Annotated in this window: 17 protein-coding genes and 1 pseudogene; 10 read left to right on the top strand and 8 right to left on the bottom strand. The window is 57.4% G+C overall.

Translation table 11 applies throughout. The annotated features are described in order from the left end of the window. Positions 1-19 precede the first annotated feature (19 nt). Positions 20-517, top strand: coding sequence for a winged helix-turn-helix transcriptional regulator (locus ACM6IV_RS10620; RefSeq protein ID WP_414869919.1), 498 nt, complete (start codon positions 20-22; stop codon positions 515-517). An 85-nt stretch (positions 518-602) separates the two neighbouring features. Here the strand turns inward: ACM6IV_RS10620 and ACM6IV_RS10615 are convergent, their stop codons facing one another. After that, positions 603-2,018 (bottom strand): purine-cytosine permease family protein, encoded by a 1,416-nt coding sequence (locus ACM6IV_RS10615; protein WP_414869918.1) that lies wholly within the window; start codon positions 2,016-2,018, stop codon positions 603-605. A 236-nt stretch (positions 2,019-2,254) separates the two neighbouring features. On the opposite strand from ACM6IV_RS10615, the gene ACM6IV_RS10610 reads away from it, so the two are divergent. Then, positions 2,255-3,166 (top strand): LysR family transcriptional regulator, encoded by a 912-nt coding sequence (locus tag ACM6IV_RS10610; RefSeq protein ID WP_414869917.1) that lies wholly within the window; start codon positions 2,255-2,257, stop codon positions 3,164-3,166. Positions 3,167-3,184: 18 nt separating this feature from the next. Here ACM6IV_RS10610 and argE read toward each other — a convergent pair whose 3' ends face one another. The 5 genes from argE to ACM6IV_RS10585 all read right to left on the bottom strand — a co-directional run bounded on the left by argE (position 3,185) and on the right by ACM6IV_RS10585 (position 8,000). Beyond that, positions 3,185-4,333 (bottom strand): acetylornithine deacetylase, encoded by a 1,149-nt coding sequence (argE, locus tag ACM6IV_RS10605; RefSeq protein ID WP_414869916.1) that lies wholly within the window; start codon positions 4,331-4,333, stop codon positions 3,185-3,187. Continuing rightward, on the bottom strand, positions 4,330-5,007 hold the full coding sequence (locus tag ACM6IV_RS10600) for a DUF1028 domain-containing protein (RefSeq protein ID WP_414869915.1): 678 nt from the start codon (positions 5,005-5,007) through the stop codon (positions 4,330-4,332). The genes argE and ACM6IV_RS10600 overlap by 4 nt, the downstream gene beginning before the upstream one ends. Positions 5,008-5,126: 119 nt before the next feature. Next, positions 5,127-5,543: a RidA family protein gene (locus tag ACM6IV_RS10595; protein WP_039763092.1), complete on the bottom strand. Its 417-nt coding sequence runs from the start codon at positions 5,541-5,543 to the stop codon at positions 5,127-5,129. Between the two features lie 55 nt (positions 5,544-5,598). Beyond that, entirely contained in the window at positions 5,599-6,918 is a 1,320-nt protein-coding gene (locus ACM6IV_RS10590; RefSeq protein ID WP_414869914.1) for a flavin-containing monooxygenase, read from the bottom strand. Between the two features lie 263 nt (positions 6,919-7,181). Then, entirely contained in the window at positions 7,182-8,000 is an 819-nt protein-coding gene (locus tag ACM6IV_RS10585; protein WP_414869913.1) for an alpha/beta fold hydrolase, read from the bottom strand. 178 nt (positions 8,001-8,178) lie between these two features. Here ACM6IV_RS10585 and ACM6IV_RS10580 point away from each other — a divergent pair, with 178 nt between their 5' ends. The 7 genes and pseudogenes from ACM6IV_RS10580 (at position 8,179) to ACM6IV_RS10550 (ending at position 13,487) form a co-directional block, all read left to right on the top strand. Continuing rightward, complete coding sequence (locus ACM6IV_RS10580) at positions 8,179-8,628, top strand: winged helix-turn-helix transcriptional regulator (RefSeq protein ID WP_414869912.1); 450 nt, start codon at positions 8,179-8,181, stop codon at positions 8,626-8,628. A gap of 141 nt (positions 8,629-8,769) precedes the next feature. Further along, complete coding sequence (locus tag ACM6IV_RS10575) at positions 8,770-10,449, top strand: ShlB/FhaC/HecB family hemolysin secretion/activation protein (RefSeq protein WP_414870255.1); 1,680 nt, start codon at positions 8,770-8,772, stop codon at positions 10,447-10,449. 25 nt (positions 10,450-10,474) lie between these two features. Then, a pseudogene (locus ACM6IV_RS10570) lies at positions 10,475-10,765 on the top strand (hypothetical protein); the annotation flags it as partial. A 65-nt stretch (positions 10,766-10,830) separates the two neighbouring features. After that, entirely contained in the window at positions 10,831-11,598 is a 768-nt protein-coding gene (locus tag ACM6IV_RS10565) for a hypothetical protein (protein WP_414869911.1), read from the top strand. Next, positions 11,598-11,975, top strand: coding sequence for a hypothetical protein (locus tag ACM6IV_RS10560; RefSeq protein ID WP_414869910.1), 378 nt, complete (start codon positions 11,598-11,600; stop codon positions 11,973-11,975). Before ACM6IV_RS10565 ends, ACM6IV_RS10560 begins: the two co-directional genes overlap by 1 nt. A gap of 244 nt (positions 11,976-12,219) precedes the next feature. Next, a complete protein-coding gene (locus ACM6IV_RS10555; protein WP_414869909.1) occupies positions 12,220-12,660 on the top strand; it encodes a hypothetical protein in 441 nt (146 codons plus the stop codon). A gap of 188 nt (positions 12,661-12,848) precedes the next feature. After that, positions 12,849-13,487, top strand: a complete 639-nt coding sequence (locus ACM6IV_RS10550; RefSeq protein WP_414869908.1) for a hypothetical protein — start codon at positions 12,849-12,851, stop codon at positions 13,485-13,487. A gap of 489 nt (positions 13,488-13,976) precedes the next feature. Here ACM6IV_RS10550 and ACM6IV_RS10545 read toward each other — a convergent pair whose 3' ends face one another. Both ACM6IV_RS10545 and ACM6IV_RS10540 read right to left on the bottom strand, forming a co-directional pair. After that, the gene (locus tag ACM6IV_RS10545; protein WP_093437590.1) at positions 13,977-15,020 is read right to left on the bottom strand and encodes an LLM class flavin-dependent oxidoreductase; all 1,044 of its coding nucleotides are present in this window, start codon (positions 15,018-15,020) and stop codon (positions 13,977-13,979) included. 154 nt (positions 15,021-15,174) lie between these two features. Further along, positions 15,175-15,660, bottom strand: coding sequence for a flavin reductase family protein (locus ACM6IV_RS10540; RefSeq protein ID WP_016987069.1), 486 nt, complete (start codon positions 15,658-15,660; stop codon positions 15,175-15,177). A 324-nt stretch (positions 15,661-15,984) separates the two neighbouring features. Here ACM6IV_RS10540 and ACM6IV_RS10535 point away from each other — a divergent pair, with 324 nt between their 5' ends. Continuing rightward, positions 15,985-17,391: a purine-cytosine permease family protein gene (locus ACM6IV_RS10535; RefSeq protein WP_414869907.1), complete on the top strand. Its 1,407-nt coding sequence runs from the start codon at positions 15,985-15,987 to the stop codon at positions 17,389-17,391. The last annotated feature ends 122 nt before the right edge of the window (positions 17,392-17,513 follow it).

The following is a 17,513-nucleotide window of genomic DNA, read 5'->3' as shown; positions in this document are numbered from 1 at the left end:
GTAAAAGAGGCAAGCCCTGATGGCAGTAAACGATAGTCTTCCCGACACGCTGTGCCCGATCTCCCGGGCCGAGACGATCGTCGGCGACCGTTGGACCGTGCTGGTTCTGCGCGAGTTGTTCATGGCCAATCATCGCTATGACGAGATCCAGGCGCAGACCGGCGGTACACCGCAAATGGTCGCCGCGCGTCTGAAATGTCTGGAGGCGGATGGGCTGGTCGAACGCCGCTTGTACAACGAGCGGCCGAAACGCTACGAGTACCACCTCACGGCGAAAGGTGAAGCGTTCTACCCGGTGATCATGGCGCTGCGTGCGTGGGGAGAGACCTGGTGCAAATCACCGCAGGAAGGGCTGGCGGTGAACATGACCCACAAAAGCTGCAACCACAGCGCCGGTCTCGGACCGCTGTGCGAACACTGCGGTGAAGCGCTGCGTCGGCAGGATCTGATCAGCCAGCCACAAGCAGCCTACGCCGCTGAACGACAGGCGCGGCGTGAGGCGTTCAAAAGCAAATAACGTTGAGCACGGCGTGCCGTTTCGACCCTGCACAAAATAACCAAGGCCCGCACAGTGCGGGCCTTGGTTGGTCATCGAGGCAATCTCACAGACTGCCCGCCAGTTTGCCGCCCATCATCCGTCGACGGTAAGACGTGTCGCGGTTGGCCAGCCAGAAATACAACGGCGAGGTCACTAGCAGCCCCACCAGCCACGACAGATCCGCGCCGTTGATGTGCGCCGATACCGGGCCGACGTACAGCGGCGTGTTCATGAACGGGATCTGCACGGCGATGCCGATCGCGTAAGCCAGCAAGGCCTGCGGGTTGTAACGGCCGTAGATGCCGCCGTCGACCTGGAAGATCGACTGGATGTCGTACTGGCCCTTGTGGATCGCGTAGAAGTCAATCAGGTTGATCGCCGTCCACGGCACCAGCACCACCAGCAACACCAGCACCATGTCGACGAAGTGGCCGATGAAGTCCTTCGAGGCGCCGACGGCAGCAAAGCAGCAGGCCAGCAGCACGATGATCGAGATCACTGCGCGGCTCTTGGCAGTGGGGATCCAGCGGTAGGCGAAGGTCTGCACCAGGGTGATCAGCGACAGCACTGCGCCGTACAGATTGAGGGCGTTGTGGCTGATCACGCTGAGCAGAAACAGCACCAGCATCAGCGGGCCAATGGACCCGGTAGCGAGTTTGACCGCGTCCATGGTGTCCATGCCCACCGGTGTTGCGAGCACGGCGACGGCACCGAAAATGAACGCCAGGCTCGAACCCAGCGCCGAACCCAGATACGTCGTCCAGAAGGTCGACGAGACTTTCACGTCGGCCGGCAAGTACCGCGAATAGTCGGACACGTAAGGCGCAAACGCGATCTGCCACAGCGCGGCCAGCGACACAGTGGCCAGCCAGCCGGACAGGTTGAAGCTGCCCCGGGTGAGGAAGTCGTCAGTCTGGATGTGCGTGAAGATGTAGCCGAAACCGACGACGATGCCGATCCCCAGCACCCAGGTGCCGATGCGATTGAGCACGTGGATGAAGCGGTAGCCAATGATGCCGATGATGCCCGAGCCGAGTGCGCCGATGACAATCCCGACCGGCACCGGAACGCTGTCGACCACGCCATGCAGCGACTTGCCGGCCAGCACGATGTTGGAGGCGAAAAAGCCGATGTACATGACACCGGCAATCAGCACCACCAGCAACGCCCCGAGGGAACCGAACTGCGCACGGCTCTGGATCATCTGCGGGATGCCCATCTGCGGGCCTTGCGCCGAGTGCAGCGCCATCAGCACGCCGCCGACCAGATGGCCGACGAGAATGGCGACGATGCCCCAGACTAGATTCAAATGAAACAGCTGCACGCCCAGCGCACCGGTGACGATGGGCAACGGCGCGATGTTGCCGCCGAACCAGAGGGTAAACAGATCCCTGACCTTTCCATGGCGATCTTCGGGCGGCACGTAGCCTATCGTGTGTTTTTCAATCAGCGGAGCGGAGGATGCTGCAGGGGTAGCCATGACGAAACTCCAAGGCAAGGATGAGTACGTGGACGTACTTCGGCAAGCGCCGGCACGGGCGGCGCATTTCTTGTTGAAGTGATCATGTGCAAAGCCTCGGGAGAGATAAATTAGTAAGTTTGTTGCTACAGACCTTAAAAAAAATATGCTTGGGCTGGCGCCGGCGTCCGGTATGTTCAAGCTTGATCGTGCGCCAGGGAAACAGGCGAAAACCAACGCTCTTTTTGGAGAGACACATGGCCGCCTACAACCTGCGCCAGCTCAAATACTTCGTCACCACAGCCGACTGCGGCAGCGTCGCCGAGGCCTCGCGCAAGCTCTACATCGCGCAGCCCTCGGTCTCCACCGCGATCAAGCATCTGGAAGAAAGTTTCGGTGTGCAGCTGTTCATCCGGCACCACGCTCAAGGCGTGTCGCTGACGCCCACTGGCTCGCGGTTCTATCGCAAGGCGCTGGAGCTGTTGCGCGTGGCGCACGAGTTCGAACAGAACGCGCTGGCCGACAATGATGTGGTTGCGGGGCAGATCGATGTCGGCTGTTTCGAAACCGTCGCGCCGCTGTACCTGCCGCGCTTGATCGCTGGTTTCAAGGCGCGTTGGCCGGGGGTGGAAATCCGCATTCGGGATGGCGAGCAACAAGAGTTGGTGCAGGCGCTGACCGCTGGCAGCATCGACGTGGCGATGATGTTTGAACACGACCTCGACAGCACCATTGAAACCGCGCCGCTGATGCCGCCGCAGCAGCCTTACGCGCTGTTGCCGGCCAGCCACCGCTTTGCGCAACAGGCAAAAGTCTCGCTGCATGATCTGGTGCTGGAGCCGATGATCCTGCTCGACGTGGTGCCGAGCCGCACCTATTTCGTGAGCATCTTCGAAGAGCGCGGGCTGACGCCGAACATCGTCTTCAGCTCGCCGTCGATCGAGATGGTGCGCGGCATGGTCGGCAACGGTTTCGGCTTTTCGATTCTGGTGACCAAACCGTTCAGCAACTACACCTACGACGGCCAGCAAGTCGTGTGTGTGCCGCTGGCGGAAGACGTCACCGGTTCGGGATTGTCGGCGGCCTGGCTGCGTCGCGTGCAACTGACTAAACCGGCGCAGTTGTTTGTCGACCATTGCCGCGAGGAGTTGGCCCGACTGCACTCGTAAGCGCAATCGAGCCGCGTGTCAGAGGCTGATAAACGTCAGCATGCGCTGGAGCATTTCATCGCACGCCTGCAGTTGATCGAGGCTGACAAATTCGTCAGGCTTGTGACCCTGATCCATGCTGCCAGGGCCACACACCACCGTGGGAATGCCCACCGCATCAAACAACCCGCCTTCAGTGCCAAACGCCACGGTGCCGAAATCCTTCGAACCGCAGAAGGCAGAAATCAACTCGGCGGCCTGGCTTCGCGCATTGGTGGCCAGACCCGGATACGCCGACAAGGCGCTGAAGCGAATATCACTCTGCGCACTGACCGCTCGCATACGCGGCAGCACTTCGCGTTCGGCATAGGCTTTCAGCGCGTCGGCAACCAGCGCCGGATCCTGCGAGGGCAGGGCGCGGATCTCGAAATCGAATCGGCAATCGGCGGGCACGATATTTAACGCCTTGCCGCCGCTGATCACCCCGGTTTGCACCGTGCTGTAGGGCGGATCGAAGCGCGCATCGTGATGCTCTGGCGCTTTCAGTTGCTGACCGAGTCGGCCCAGTTCAGCGATGAGTTCGGCGGCGTATTCAATGGCATTGACCCCCAGCGGCGCGTAGGCCGAATGACAAGGATGGCCGTGTACGTCGCAGCGCATCGCCAGTTTGCCTTTATGGCCGAGCACCGGTTTCAGTTCGGTCGGCTCGCCGATGATGCACAGCAACGGTTTGATCGGGCGTTGCTGTAAAACCTCAAGCAACGAACGCACGCCGAGGCAGCCGACTTCTTCGTCATACGACAGGGCAATGTGCACCGGCAGACGCAATGACGCCTGCACCAGCGCCGGCACCAGCGCGAGCACGCAAGCGATATAACCCTTCATGTCCGCCGTGCCGCGGCCGAACAGTTTGCCGTCGCGCTCGGTCAGTTCGAACGGCGGCAGCGTCCACGGCTGGCCATCGACCGGCACCACATCGGTATGCCCGGACAGCACAATGCCCGGTTGATCCACCGGGCCGAGCGTGGCGAACAGGTTGGCCTTGCTGCGCTCATCGTTGTAGATCAGCGCGCAGGGCACGTCGAAGCTTGCGAGGTAATCGCGGACGAATTCGATCAACTGCAAGTTGGATTCACGGCTGGTGGTATCGAACCCCACCAGCGCCTTGAGCAACTCGACGCTGTTCATCGGTCATCACCGGCCACGCCATAGCCCGGCGCTTTGGCCGGATCGAGGGCGCGGTCGATGTAGTCCTGAAGCTGCGGCTCGTAAGCGTTCCAGAGTTTTTGCAACTGACCGATCGGGTCTTCATCGGCCCAATCCACGCGCAGGTTGACGATCGGCCAAGTCTGCTCGCCGACCACCACGACAGCGGCCGAATGCACCGGGCCGGCTTCACCGCCGAGGGCTTGTGCGGCGTGCAGGGCCTTGAGCAGACGATCAGCGAGTTGACCTTCGCCATCCTCGAAGGCGCTGACCATGGCTTCGATCACCGCACGCCCGGCGAGCATGTTGCCGGCGGCGACGCACTGTTCACCGGTGACGGCATTGTGCACACCGAGGGTTTGCGCGCCGCTGAAGTGCGCGGTCTGGCCGAGATGGTTGATCGCGGTGATCTGGCGGTACTGGCTGTAGCCGTTGCGCGTGAGGACTTTGTCCAGCGCATCGTCAGGGGTGAGACCTTGCTCCATCAGTGCGAGGACTTCCGGGCCGAGGGACGGCAGGGTGATGTTCTGGCTCGACACCGCACCAACACCCGGCAGCAGCCACGGGCAACGGGCGCCGACGGCGATGCTGGAGGAACTGATGGCGATACCGAACTGCCCGGTTTCGGCGCAGCGGGCGGCGATTGAAAAGGTCATCTGATGAACTCCTTGTGTGTCTGGACTGGCCTCTTCGCGAGCAGGCTCGCTCCTACAGGGGAACGCATTTCAAATGTAGAGTGAGCCTGCTCGCGATGGCCATAACTCGGTTGCCTGACTTACTCAGGAATCACCGCAATCACATCAATCTCCATCAGCCACTGCGGCTGCCCCAGCGCCGACACCACCAGCCCGGTGGAGATCGGGAACACGCCCTTGAGCCACTTGCCGACTTCCTGATACACCGCCTCGCGATAACGTGGGTCAATCAGGTAGGTGGTGGTCTTGACGATATGGCTCATGTCACTGCCAGCTTCTTCGAGCAGTTGCTTCACGTTGCGCATGGCCTGTTCGGCCTGCGCACGCGGGTCGCCCAGACCGACCAGATTGCCGTCGAAATCAGTACCGACCTGGCCGCGCACATACACGGTGTTGCCGGCGCGCACGGCCTGGCACAGGTCGTTGTCCAGCGTCTGGTTCGGGTAGGTGTCCTTGGTGTTGAACATGCGGATGCGCGTGTGGGTGGGCTGGCTCATGGAATACTCCTGAAGAAGGTTTGCCCGGCGCAATCGGCGCCGGGGCGAAAAGAGATCAAGCGTCGACGGTGTCGGCGGTTTTGCTGTGGCTGTTGTGGTGCAACTCGGCTTCACGCTGCTCGGCATCGCGGTAGTCGAGGTACTTGCGCTGGGTGGCGATGTGGTCGGCGACGTGTTTGGCGTCGTGCCAAACGCCCCAGATAAACGACGAGCCACGGCGCGACTGCCACGGCAGACCGAGGAAATACACTCCCGGCTCGCTCGACACACCGCGCTGATGCACCGGCTTGCCCTTGTCGTCGAACGCTGCGACTTGCAGCCAGGAATAATCCACGGCAAACCCGGTGGCCCAGATGATCGAGGTGACGCCGGCCTTGGCCAGATCCAGATCGACCAGCGGGTTTTTCACGCACTCAGGATCCGGATAGGTCTCGCGCGCTTCCGGCTCTTCTGGCAAATCGAGGCCGTTGCGTTCGATGTAGGCATCAGCCGCATCGAGCAGGGCCAGGTAGTTTTCGTCACCGCGAGTGAGGTTGCCGAGCAGGTCTTGCTTGAAGCTCACCACGCCGTTTTTGAACGATTCAGTGACACCGACCAGGGTCATGCCGCGATGGGCCAGCCCACGGAAATCAATGGTGCGACCGCCATGGGCGCCGCTGACTGCGATGGTCACGTGTTCGCGTCCCGGCTTCATCGCCGCCTGATCCCATTCGCCGAGCACGCCCAGCCACCAGCAGAAATCCCGGTTGCGATAAGCGCGAGGCGGGCGGTCATGGGCGCCGACCGACAGGTAAACCTGCTTGCCGGAGCGTTGCAGTTCATCGGCGATTTGCACGCCGGAAGAACCGGCACCGACCACTAGCACCGCGCCTGCCGGCAGTTGCTGCGGGTTGCGATAATCAGCGGAATGGATCTGCAGCAGGCGCCCGTCTTGCGGGGCAATCGCCGGGATCACCGGTTTCTGAAACGGCCCGGTAGCGGCGACAACCCGGTTGGCTTCGATCACCCCTTCGGAGGTTTCAACCGTGAAGCCCGGACGACCGACATTGCGCACCACGCTTTTCACTTCCACACCGGTGCGGATCGGTGCATTGAATTTCTTCGCGTAGGCTTCGAAGTAATCGGCCACGCGTTCTTTCGGGGCGAAGCCGTCGGGATCGACGTCGTCGAATTCCAGGCCGGGAAAGCGGTCGTGCCACGCCGGGCCGTTGGCAACCAGCGAGTCCCAGCGCCCGGTGCGCCAGCGTTCGGCAATGCGATTGCGCTCCAGCACCAGGTGCGGCACACCGAGTTTGCTCAGGTGTTCGCTCATGGCGACGCCTGCCTGGCCGGCACCCACGATCAGCGTGTCTGTTTTTATTATTTCTGAGGTCATCTCTACATCCTTCCTAGCAAGGCAGTGGGATTCGGGCCGCTGTTGGCTTGTCCGTTTGGCTTGAGGTCAGACTAGGGAGGAGGGGGGTATCGGTAAAATATTATTAAGCTGGGATGTGAAGATAAAATTCTGATGCAGAGGGCTGAAGGCCTTTAAATACGGGGCTTTCAAGCGCAGGCCGAGACCTTGCCGGTGATCCGCCTTGTTAGACATTCTGTGGCGAGGGAGAAGGCTCCCTCGCCGCCAGGTTTGATAGCAGGGTTTCAGCGGTTGAGGAAGGCCAGCAAATCCTCATTCAACGCCTGCGCATGCGTCACTGCAAAGCCGTGCGGTGCACCCGCGTAAACCTTCAACTCAGCGCCCTTGATCTGCGCCGCTGCCTGCTTGCCGGTGGTTTCGAGCGGCACAATCTGATCGCCGTCGCCATGGATCACCAGTGTCGGTACATCGATCTTGACCATATCCGGGCGGAAGTCGGTTTCCGAAAACGCGGTGACGCAATCCACGGTGCCTTTGAGCGAGGCCAGCAGGGCGATATTCAGTGTTTGCGTGAGCACGCCGTCAGAGACTTTCTGGCCCTGATTGGTGCCGTAGAACGGCGCGGCGAAATCGGCGATGAACTGCGCACGGTCTTTCAGCAGGCCGGCCTTGATACCGTCGAACACCGCGGTATCGACGCCTTGCGGGAAGTCGGCTTTCTTGCCGAACAGTGGCGTCACCGCGCCCAGCAATACCAGACCGGCAACGCGTTCGCTGCCATGACGAGCGATGTAACGGCTGACATCACCGCCGCCCATGGAGAAGCCCACCAGCGTCACGTCGCGCAGATCCAGGTGGTTGATCAGTTGCGCGATGTCATCGGCAAACGTGTCGTAGTCATAACCGGTCCACGGCTGATCGGAACGGCCGAAACCGCGACGATCGAACGCAATGGTGCGATAGCCCCGGCTGCTCAGGTATTCCATCTGGTATTCCCACATATCGGCATCCAGTGGCCAGCCGTGGCTGAACAGCACCGGTTTACCGCTGCCCCAATCCTTGTAGTAAATCTCGGTACCGTCTTGCGTGGTGAAGGTGCTCATGGAGACTCCTGCTTCGAGGTTCAGGCCGAAATGGCGGCATTCACTATCAGCGTAAAGCGGTCCGGCTACTTGTATGCAAGTGCTGGTTTTACGTCGGCTCATTCGTGGATGCGCTGCAGAGTTGTATGATGCAACTCGCAGCCGCATGGCTGATCACTGAACCGAGGGAGTACGTGACGTGAAACGCAAAAGCTTGCAGGGCAATGCCTGCCCGGTTGCCCGGACCCTGGACCTGATCGGCGACTGGTGGTCGTTGCTGATCATTCGTGACGCGCTGGACGGGATTAGCCGCTTCAACGATTTCCAGAAAAGCCTGGATATCGCCAAAAACATGCTCAGCGCGCGCCTCAAAGGTCTGGTGGAGCAAGGCATTCTGCAAGCCATGCCAGCCGCCGACGGCGGCGCCTACAAGGAATACGTGCTGACCGAGCGCGGCAAAGCCTTGCAGACCGTGATCGTCGCGCTGTCGCAGTGGGGCGGCGAGTTCATGTACACGCCGGGCGAGCCGGGTTCGGTGATGGTCGATGCCAAGCACCGGCAGCCGATTCGCAAGCTGGAGTTGATCGCGGCCGATGGTCGCCTGCTGACACCGGACGACGTCGCGACCCGATTGGGCGTAGAACATTAATGCGTCAATGCCAAACCCCGATGGACGGTTGATACTTAAGTTTGACGTCAAAATAATGGCCATCTAATATCGCGCCACTATTTCGATATCAACTTTCGTTTCGAGGGATCGAACGTGTTCTCACACGCACTGGCGGCGCGGATGTGCGTGGCTTTATTGTGTCTGTCTGCGCTTCAAATTGCCCACGCTGCACCTACCCCAGGTGAAACCGACCTGATCCGCGATCGCCAGAATCGCCTGCTCGAGGAGCAACAGCGGCGCCTCGAAGAGCTCAAGGATCTGCCCGGCAAGGACGCCAGACCTGCGCAACCAACAGCGCCCGCCGACACCCGTTGTTTTCCGATCAAAGACATCGAACTCAAGGGCGCCGACAGCCTTTCCGAGCGCGATAAAGCCCGCCTGCTCAAACCTTATATCGGCGAATGCCTCGGCGTGCCTCAGCTCAACGAGCTGCTCAAAGTCATCACCGATCACTACATCGAAAAGGGCCTGGTCACCAGCCGCGCCTACCTGCCACAACAGGATCTGTCCGGCGGACATTTGAAGGTACTGGTGGTAGAAGGCAAGCTCGAAGGTCTGAAAGGCGCCGAGAACAGCAAGCTTTCAGATCGCGAACTGGCCATGGCCTTTCCCGGTAAGGCGGGTGATCTGGTCAACCTGCGCGAGATCGAGCAAATGGTCGATCAGCTCAATCGCTTGCCATCGAATCAGGCCAAAATGGAGCTGGCGCCGGGCCAGAACGTAGGTGGCAGCGAAGTGCGGGTCACCAATACGCCGCAGAAACCTTGGCGCGCTGGTCTGTCACGCAACAACGACGGCCAGCGCAGCACCGGTGAACAGCAGTGGGGCACCACGTTTGATTGGGACAGCCCGCTCGGCCTGGCCGATCAGTTGAGCCTGCGCGGTGGTCACGATGCGATGACCGATCATCAGCACACCTCCAACAACGCCATGCTCAATTACAGCGTGCCGTGGGGCTGGTGGACGTTCAGCTACACCTACAGCCAGAGCGAATACCGCTCGCAGATCGCCGCCAATGGCTACAACTTCAAACAGACCGGCGACAGCGAAAACCATCAACTGCGTGCCGAGCGCGTGATCCACCGCGACGCCGTCAGCAAGACCTCGCTCAGCACCGGCCTGTCGTACCTGCGCACCAACAATTTCATCGAAGACAGGAAGCTCAAACTGAGCAGCAACCGCATCAGCGAAGCGCAATTCGGCTTCAACCACGGTCGTCGTGTCGGCAGTGCTTTCGTCAACTTTGACGCCGGCATGCAAGAAGGCATCGGCGCTTTCGATGCCCAGGGCAGTCACGATCCCGGCCCCGGCGAGCCGAATGCACGCTACCGCAAATACACCGCCACCCTGAGCTATTTGCAGCCGTTCAAACTATGGGGCGAATCGTTCAGTTTCAGCAGCCTGATGACCGGCCAGCGCAGTGAAGACGTGCTGTTCAGTTCACAGCGCACCAGCCTTGGCGGCTCGTCATCGATTCGTGGCTACAAGGATCAGTCCCTGTCTGGCGACAGCGGCGGATACTGGCGCAACGATCTGCGTTGGAGCCGTCCGGTGACCGCCGAATGGCTGCAGCCTGTGTTTGCTGAATACGGCACCAGCCTGGGTTACGACCAGGGTGTGATCCGTGGCGATCGCTACAACGGTGATCAGCACGGGCGCATGTCGAGCAACTCGCTGGAACTGTTCGCCCGTGGTCAGCACGTCGCCGCCAGTGTGACATTTGCCCATTCCCTGGAACGACCGGACGCGCTCACCGAACGCGAAACACCGATCTATTTCCGCATGGATTTCTTCCTCTAACACCTGCCTGCCCTGAGATTCTTAAATGGACTTCCGTCAACTGGTCTGCGTGACCAGTCAGCCTGCTGCTGTCGTAAAACACCACGAACGTTTCCTCGGCATGCCTAAACGCGGGCTGGCGTTCCTGCTGGCCAACGTCATGTTCTGGCAACCGATGTGGGCGCAGGCCGACGGCATCGTGGTGGCCAACCCGAACACCTCGCTGGATCACGCGGGCAATGGCGTACCGATCATCAATATCGCCACGCCCAATGCCAGCGGTCTGTCGCACAACCAGTTTCATGATTACAACGTGGGTGCGCAGGGCGTCATCCTGGGGCGAATGAAGCACTCGTAGTTGAATTGAACAGGATGGTCGGGGGAAACAAAGACCTGCTCTCGATGGCGTCACAAATCGTCGGTGTGTTAGCAGCGTCTGCCACAGGGAATGGTGATGCCGAGACTCTTCAAACGGGAGCATGGATCGCCGACAACGCCACGACCTACAACTTTGATCTGCATGTGTCCCCGGGCTTAACCCAGTATGCGCAGGCGGCAACGTCCATGATCGAGTACATGCAACAACATGGAGCAACTGCGGACGAAATCGCTCAAGCGCAGTTAGCACTCAATCAAGGACAGGGCTTTGAAGGCGTTCAACCTGCGAATGAATTCGTTAAAGCTTGGGGCGCGTTCATGGCCGGTGAAATCACCGGTGCAGGATTATTAGCTTTGATCGGAAAGGCGGGCTCGTGGTTTTCCAAAGTTGAACAAGGTACAACTAACCTGCTCGATTCTGGCGCAGAGGGTGTTGGACAGATTCCGGTCGATCTCGGTAAAGTCAATTTCTACGCTGCCAACGATATAGGATCAATATACTCTCCAAAAGTGAGCATGATCGGAACCGATGTGATTTTTGATGATTTAGCAATTGGTACGAGTAAAGGATTTTTGGGCGTTGGCCCGGATGGCGCAGCAGAACTGGTAGGCCCATTAAAGAAAATGCTGGAGTACACTCAGTCCAAAGGTGGCCAAAACATTACTTTCAGAGGATATTTCGCATCTGAGGAAGGGGCAGCATTAGGTGGTGGCGAAGTCGGGCAAAAATTTTCGTATACTTTTCCCGCTACTAGAGAAGGGCTTAGAGAGTTCCTGAAGGGGTTGCATTGATGAACGCTTTGAAGCAGCTAAATAGTATAAATTTGTCCGGCTATGGAGTTTTTATTTCCTCTACTACTCATGAAGTTTTAGGCGTTGGGATTTATCAGCTAAATTTTGGTTGTGAAGTTTTTCGGATTTTTAAAATTGGTTTTTCAATTTTGTCGGAAGGGGCGGAAAAGAGTGTTTTCTTTAAAGATATTATAGGTATAAAAAGCAACTTGAATGCATCGATTTTCTCGGAGGCATCTGAGAAAAAGGATTTTTATGTTTCGCTTCCTTTATGTATAGAGACATCGGAGGATGCAGTTGTAATTGAGGTTCCGTTACTGATTTATTCAAGGCTTCTGATTTTCTTGAATAAGATGTGTGAGTTGCATAAAGCTTGAAGGCAGGTGGGGCAAGTTGTCGGTCATCAGTAATGAGGAGCGCCAAGAAATGCGTAGTGTCCCCTTTTTTAGGATAAATGGGGACAGACCACGTTTAGATAAGGGGGCGGACCACGGCTTTGTAATTTATTCAAAAAACGTGGTCTGTCCCCGTCTTCTCTAAAATTCACTCCCTCGATCCGCCCAAGGACGGGCAGGTAGTTTTTTGGTGTGATAACTGCACTAATATTTCCGGAGTCGAATAATGGAAATGCACGACGAATTTCTGGAAATCAATGATCTTGATTGGTTTGCCTCATGTCGAGGTGGGGTCATCGCTCATTTCGCTACAGGTGGACATGGAGTTGTGCCCGACGATGTCCGTCAGTCAATTTCCAGATATGAGGAAATTTATGACTACTTCTACTCAAGGCCTGAAGGCGTGGACGTTGAGATAGTAGAAGCCAATTTGGTTGAGTTTGCCGATGAAGCTCAGCGTGCGCGCTATTTAAAATCTTTTGTTGAAATAGCTGGCAGAGGGTTGTTCAGTCATGACGCTTCCGAGCAGGGTGGTTATAAATTAATTGCCAAACCAAAATCGGCGCTAAAGTTAGTGGATCTCCCGAAGTTGATGCAGTCTTCTATTTTTAAGCTACCATTGAAGCTCGCTGACTGGATACGTTGCGACGACTTCACTAAAGATTAAATGGGAAAGAACACATAAAAATGCTTTGAAACGGTAAAATGGGGTAAATGGGGACAAATCACGATTAAAGCGTACTCCGAAAACGTGGTCTGTCCCCGGATTACCCTCGTTTAGTTAGCGCTCCGATAATGTGGCGCGTCCCTCGTTTTGTTTTGGGATGACCAGACAAAGGTATAAAAGAAATTTTTATGGACTCGAAAACATACAAGCTTTTAAACGATATCCCGGAGCATGCCGATTATGCTGTAGAAGCCGGAGACTTGGATTCAGAGGATATTCCTCAGGAACGAGTTGACGCTGTTAAGGAATTACTTTGCCGTACAGAGAACGATGAAGAGCGGTTCCTGGCCGCGAAGCTTTTAACCCATTGGGGATGCTCAGACGGTTTAATGGCTCTCGAGACATGTATGGTAAAGCCTGAAAGCATTGAATGGAGTTATTCTCATCGGTTGCACGGTTATGATGATACTTATCGTCATATACTTTTTGCCCTGACTCAATACTATGCCAATATCGCTGATCGGGGTCACGCTGAGGTCGCGAGAGCTGAAGTATTCCCACTTATATCGAAGATAATTGTGCTGGCGAACAGTAAGCCGTTTGAAATAACCAGCGCACTTGATTTTGCAAGGAGAGAAGGGTGCCAAGAATATCTACCTCTCATAAAAGAGCATCTTCTCTCGATAGTTGATCATTTCGAAGTTCATCGCTGGAAAATTTATGATGCTATTGTCTTTCTACTGAGTTTTGATGCCGATTTTGTAGTGTCTTTACTGAAGCAAAAAAACAAAACCATTGATGACTTCAAACCGATTAACGGTGCATAGCCGTTGTGGACACGCAGGAAGAAACAAGTGTTCGGATTATTGACTGTGGTAACCCATAATGACTGAACCCTTTCCAATAGCATGCGAGCAGTGTAGAGGCAAATTAGTTGTCTTCAACGAAGGTCACAATTTTTTAATGTCGAGAGATATGCTCCTGCAAGGCTCTACTCTGGTATTTAGCGGTCAGGCGAAGTCGGTCCTGCGGGTTAGAAATATTCTTGTATCAGCAGGAGTCGCTTGTGAGATTACGCCTGATTTTTGCTGGATATAAATTGACTCTGGCGATGAAGGCCAATTTTTCGCAGGCGGCCATGAGTCAACAACAGCAGGAGTTGATGATTGACCAGGTATAGAAGCAGATTTCACAAGATAGATTTTTTGAATTCTGATTTGGCGTTGGGAATATCCCGGAAGAATATTTGCATGCTGAACTGAAAAGCCCCGAACTGCTCGGGGCTTTTTTATTTGGGGCAGGCAATCAGCAGTGACTCACCGAAACGCCGGCACCACATGCTTGATAAACAGCTCCAGCGACTTCTTCTTCTCCTCATGCGGCAAGCTGTTGTCACACCAGAAACTGAACTCATCCACGCCCAGCTCCTGATAGTACTTGATCCGCGGAATGATCTCTTCCGGCGTACCAATCATCGCCGTCTTGTGCAAACTCTCCAGTTCAAACTCCGGACGCCCGGCAAACTTCTCTTCCGGGCTCGGCGCGAGGAAGCCGTTGACCGGCGTTTCCTTATTGCCGAACCACGCATCGAAGGTGCGGTAGAACCGTGAGATCGCTTTCGCGCCGACTTTCCAGCCATCCGGGTTATCAGCGGTGTGTACGTGGGTGTGGCGCAGCACCATCAATTGCGGGCGCGGTACGTCGGGGTTGTTGTCCAGCGCGGTCTGGAATTTGTTCTTCAGGTCGAGGACTTCTTCGTCGCCCTTCATCAACGGCGTGACCATAACGTTGCAGCCGTTGGCCACAGCGAAGTTGTGCGAGTCCGGGTCGCGGGCGGCGATCCACATTGGCGGGTTCGGCTTCTGGATTGGCTTCGGCACGCTGGTGGACGTGGGGAATTTCCAGATGTCGCCATCGTGGGCGTAGTCGCCTTGCCACAGGGCGCGGACCACCGGGACCATTTCGCGCAATGCCTGGCCACCGCTGGAGGCAGGCATGCCGCCGGCCATGCGATCGAATTCAACCTGATAGGCGCCACGGGCCAGGCCGACTTCCATGCGACCGTTGCTGATGACGTCGAGCAACGCGCATTCACCGGCGACGCGCAGCGGGTGCCAGAACGGCGCAATGATGGTGCCGGCGCCGAGGTGGATGGTGGTGGTCTTGGCGGCGAGGTAGGCGAGCAATGGCATCGGGCTCGGCGAGATGGTGTATTCCATGGCGTGGTGTTCGCCGATCCACACGGTGCTGAAACCACCGGCCTCGGCCATCAGGGTCAGTTCGGTGAGGTCTTCGAACAGTTGGCGGTGGCTGACGCTTTCGTCCCAGCGTTCCATGTGGATGAACAGGGAAAATTTCATGACGCTTCCTCGGATCTTTTGTTGTTGAGGCTACCTGTGGGAGCGAGCCTGCTCGCGAAGGCGGTATAACAGCCGGCATCTATGGCGACTGACAAGACGCCTTCGCGAGCAAGCCCGCTCCCACAGTTGATCTGTGTTGGCTTGGTAATGTCGATCAGGCCAGGACGGGCAGGGCGCCCATCTTGCCGTGGCAGTACACCAGCGGCCCGGCGATTTGCTCGGGGACGATCAGGTTCTTCACCGCGCCGACCATGATGGCGTGGTCGCCGCCTTCGTATTCGCGCCACAGCTCACATTCGATGATAGCCGTCGCGTTGGCGAGGATCGGGTTACCCAATTCGCTCAAGGTCCACTCGATGCCTTGCGCTTTGTCCTTGCCTTTGCGGGCGAAGGCGTAGGCTTCGCTTTGCTGGCCGCCGGAGAGAACGTGGATCGCAAAGCGTTTGTTTTTGATCAGCACCGGATAGGAATCAGAGCTGTAGTTGGGGCAGAACAGCACCAGCGCCGGGTCCATCGACAGCGAGCTGAACGCGCTGGCGGTCAGGCCGACGATCTGACCGTCATCGTCCAGGGTGGTGATAACGGTTACGCCGGACGGGAACGAGCCCATGACTTGTTTGTAGATGGCGGCATCGATCATTGGTCGGTCCTCGGGTGATGTGTTGCTGTTTTTATGTGTTTGTTGGTCTGATGGTATACCAGTATTCGATCTTTGCAAGGCCTTTTAAGCTGAACCGATAAACGTGCCGCGTTCGTCGGAAACTCAGCAATTACGGGGCTTTCACCTGGTCTGCAGGCCACGGTTTCAGAGAGGATGGCGTATCAGCTGGCGCCGTAAAATACGGATCAGTCTTGTGAATTGTTTGGAATACCATAATATGGTCTGCATCTGAGGGGCGACCAAAGAGTCCCCCCGGTTTGGCTTCATACAAAGATAAGAACAGACAAACTCGAGTTCATGCATATGACCCAGATGTCCCGGCAAGATCCGTTGATCGAGAACCATACGGTCGACTACGTCCCACTCGCGGAACGCCACGGGAAGGCCCGCGACCTTTTCACCCTGTGGTTCAGCACCAACATTGCGCCACTGCCCATCGTCACCGGCGCCATGGTGGTTCAGGTGTTCCATCTCGATTTGCTTTGGGGGCTGCTGGCGATTGCGCTGGGGCACCTGATCGGCGGCGTGGTGATCGCGCTGGCCTCGGCACAAGGCCCGCGCATGGGCATTCCACAAATGGTCCAGAGTCGCGGCCAGTTCGGCCGTTACGGTGCGCTGTTGATCGTGTTCTTTGCGGCGATCATCTACATCGGTTTCTTTATTTCCAACATCGTGCTCGCCGGTAAATCCATCGTCGGCATCGCGCCGTCGGTGCCGGCGCCGTTGAGCATTTTGATCGGGGCGCTGGCGGCCACCGCGATTGGCGTGATCGGCTACAACTTCATTCACACGCTGAACCGCATCGGCACGTGGGTGATGGGCGGTGCATTGCTGGCCGGGTTCATCTATATCTTTGCTCATGACTTGCCGGCGGACTTCCTCACTCGCGGCAGTTTCAACCTGTCCGGCTGGCTGGCGACGGTGTCGCTGGGGATCATCTGGCAGATCAGCTTCTCGCCTTACGTGTCCGACTACTCGCGTTACCTGCCAGCGGATATCGGCATTGCCAAGCCGTTCTGGGCGACCTATCTGGGCGCGACGCTGGGCACGATTCTGTCGTTCAGCTTTGGTGCAGTGGCCGTGCTGGCTACTCCGGAAGGTACCGAAGCGATGGTCGCGGTCAAGCAGTCGACGGGTTGGCTCGGGCCGATTCTGATGGTGTTGTTCCTGCTTAACATCATCAGCCACAACGCGCTGAACCTGTATGGCGCGGTGTTGTCGATCATCACCTCGATCCAGACGTTTGCCAGCCAATGGACGCCGAGCATCAAGGTGCGTGTGGTGTTGTCGAGCGTGGTGTTGGCCGGTTGCTGTCTGGTCGCGCTGGGTGCGTCGGCGGATTTCATTTCCGAGTTCATCGGTTTGATTCTGGCGTTGCTGCTGGTGCTGGTGCCGTGGGCGTCGATCAATCTGATCGACTTCTACCTGATCAAGCGCGGTTGCTACGACATTACCTCGATCTTCCGCGCCGATGGCGGGATTTATGGGCGCTTCAATCTGCACGCGATCATTGCTTACTTCATCGGCATCCTGGTGCAGTTGCCGTTTGCCAATACCTCGCTGTATGTCGGGCCTTACGCCAATCTGGTCGAAGGCGCGGATTTGTCCTGGCTGGTGGGCCTGGTGGTCACCGTTCCGTTGTATTACTGCCTGGCGACACGCGGGCAGACTGAGCGGAGCAGGGCGACCAGGCTGGGTTACACCGACTGATCTGATCCGCTACCCAACAATGCCCGGCCAAGTGCCGGGCATTGTCGTTTCCGCATCCTGGCGGTCATTCAAATTGGCCACATCGATCCCCTTTTGGCCGATCCCCCACTGTGCTCCGGCTA

It is taken from the genome of Pseudomonas sp. IT-347P (assembly GCF_949768005.1).
GTDB lineage: Bacteria > Pseudomonadota > Gammaproteobacteria > Pseudomonadales > Pseudomonadaceae > Aquipseudomonas.
Note: the sequence above shows the minus strand (reverse complement) of the source record. Positions and strands in the feature narration are given on the sequence as shown.

Coding starts and splice junctions, on each gene's coding strand:
- ACM6IV_RS10620 (WP_414869919.1), top strand. CDS start 20: ATGGCAGTAAACGATAGTCTTCCCGACACGCTGTGCCCGATCTCCCGG.
- ACM6IV_RS10615 (WP_414869918.1), bottom strand. CDS start 2,018: ATGGCTACCCCTGCAGCATCCTCCGCTCCGCTGATTGAAAAACACACG.
- ACM6IV_RS10610 (WP_414869917.1), top strand. CDS start 2,255: ATGGCCGCCTACAACCTGCGCCAGCTCAAATACTTCGTCACCACAGCC.
- argE (WP_414869916.1), bottom strand. CDS start 4,333: ATGAACAGCGTCGAGTTGCTCAAGGCGCTGGTGGGGTTCGATACCACC.
- ACM6IV_RS10600 (WP_414869915.1), bottom strand. CDS start 5,007: ATGACCTTTTCAATCGCCGCCCGCTGCGCCGAAACCGGGCAGTTCGGT.
- ACM6IV_RS10595 (WP_039763092.1), bottom strand. CDS start 5,543: ATGAGCCAGCCCACCCACACGCGCATCCGCATGTTCAACACCAAGGAC.
- ACM6IV_RS10590 (WP_414869914.1), bottom strand. CDS start 6,918: ATGACCTCAGAAATAATAAAAACAGACACGCTGATCGTGGGTGCCGGC.
- ACM6IV_RS10585 (WP_414869913.1), bottom strand. CDS start 8,000: ATGAGCACCTTCACCACGCAAGACGGTACCGAGATTTACTACAAGGAT.
- ACM6IV_RS10575 (WP_414870255.1), top strand. CDS start 8,770: ATGTGCGTGGCTTTATTGTGTCTGTCTGCGCTTCAAATTGCCCACGCT.
- ACM6IV_RS10565 (WP_414869911.1), top strand. CDS start 10,831: ATGGCGTCACAAATCGTCGGTGTGTTAGCAGCGTCTGCCACAGGGAAT.
- ACM6IV_RS10560 (WP_414869910.1), top strand. CDS start 11,598: ATGAACGCTTTGAAGCAGCTAAATAGTATAAATTTGTCCGGCTATGGA.
- ACM6IV_RS10555 (WP_414869909.1), top strand. CDS start 12,220: ATGGAAATGCACGACGAATTTCTGGAAATCAATGATCTTGATTGGTTT.
- ACM6IV_RS10550 (WP_414869908.1), top strand. CDS start 12,849: ATGGACTCGAAAACATACAAGCTTTTAAACGATATCCCGGAGCATGCC.
- ACM6IV_RS10545 (WP_093437590.1), bottom strand. CDS start 15,020: ATGAAATTTTCCCTGTTCATCCACATGGAACGCTGGGACGAAAGCGTC.
- ACM6IV_RS10540 (WP_016987069.1), bottom strand. CDS start 15,660: ATGATCGATGCCGCCATCTACAAACAAGTCATGGGCTCGTTCCCGTCC.
- ACM6IV_RS10535 (WP_414869907.1), top strand. CDS start 15,985: ATGACCCAGATGTCCCGGCAAGATCCGTTGATCGAGAACCATACGGTC.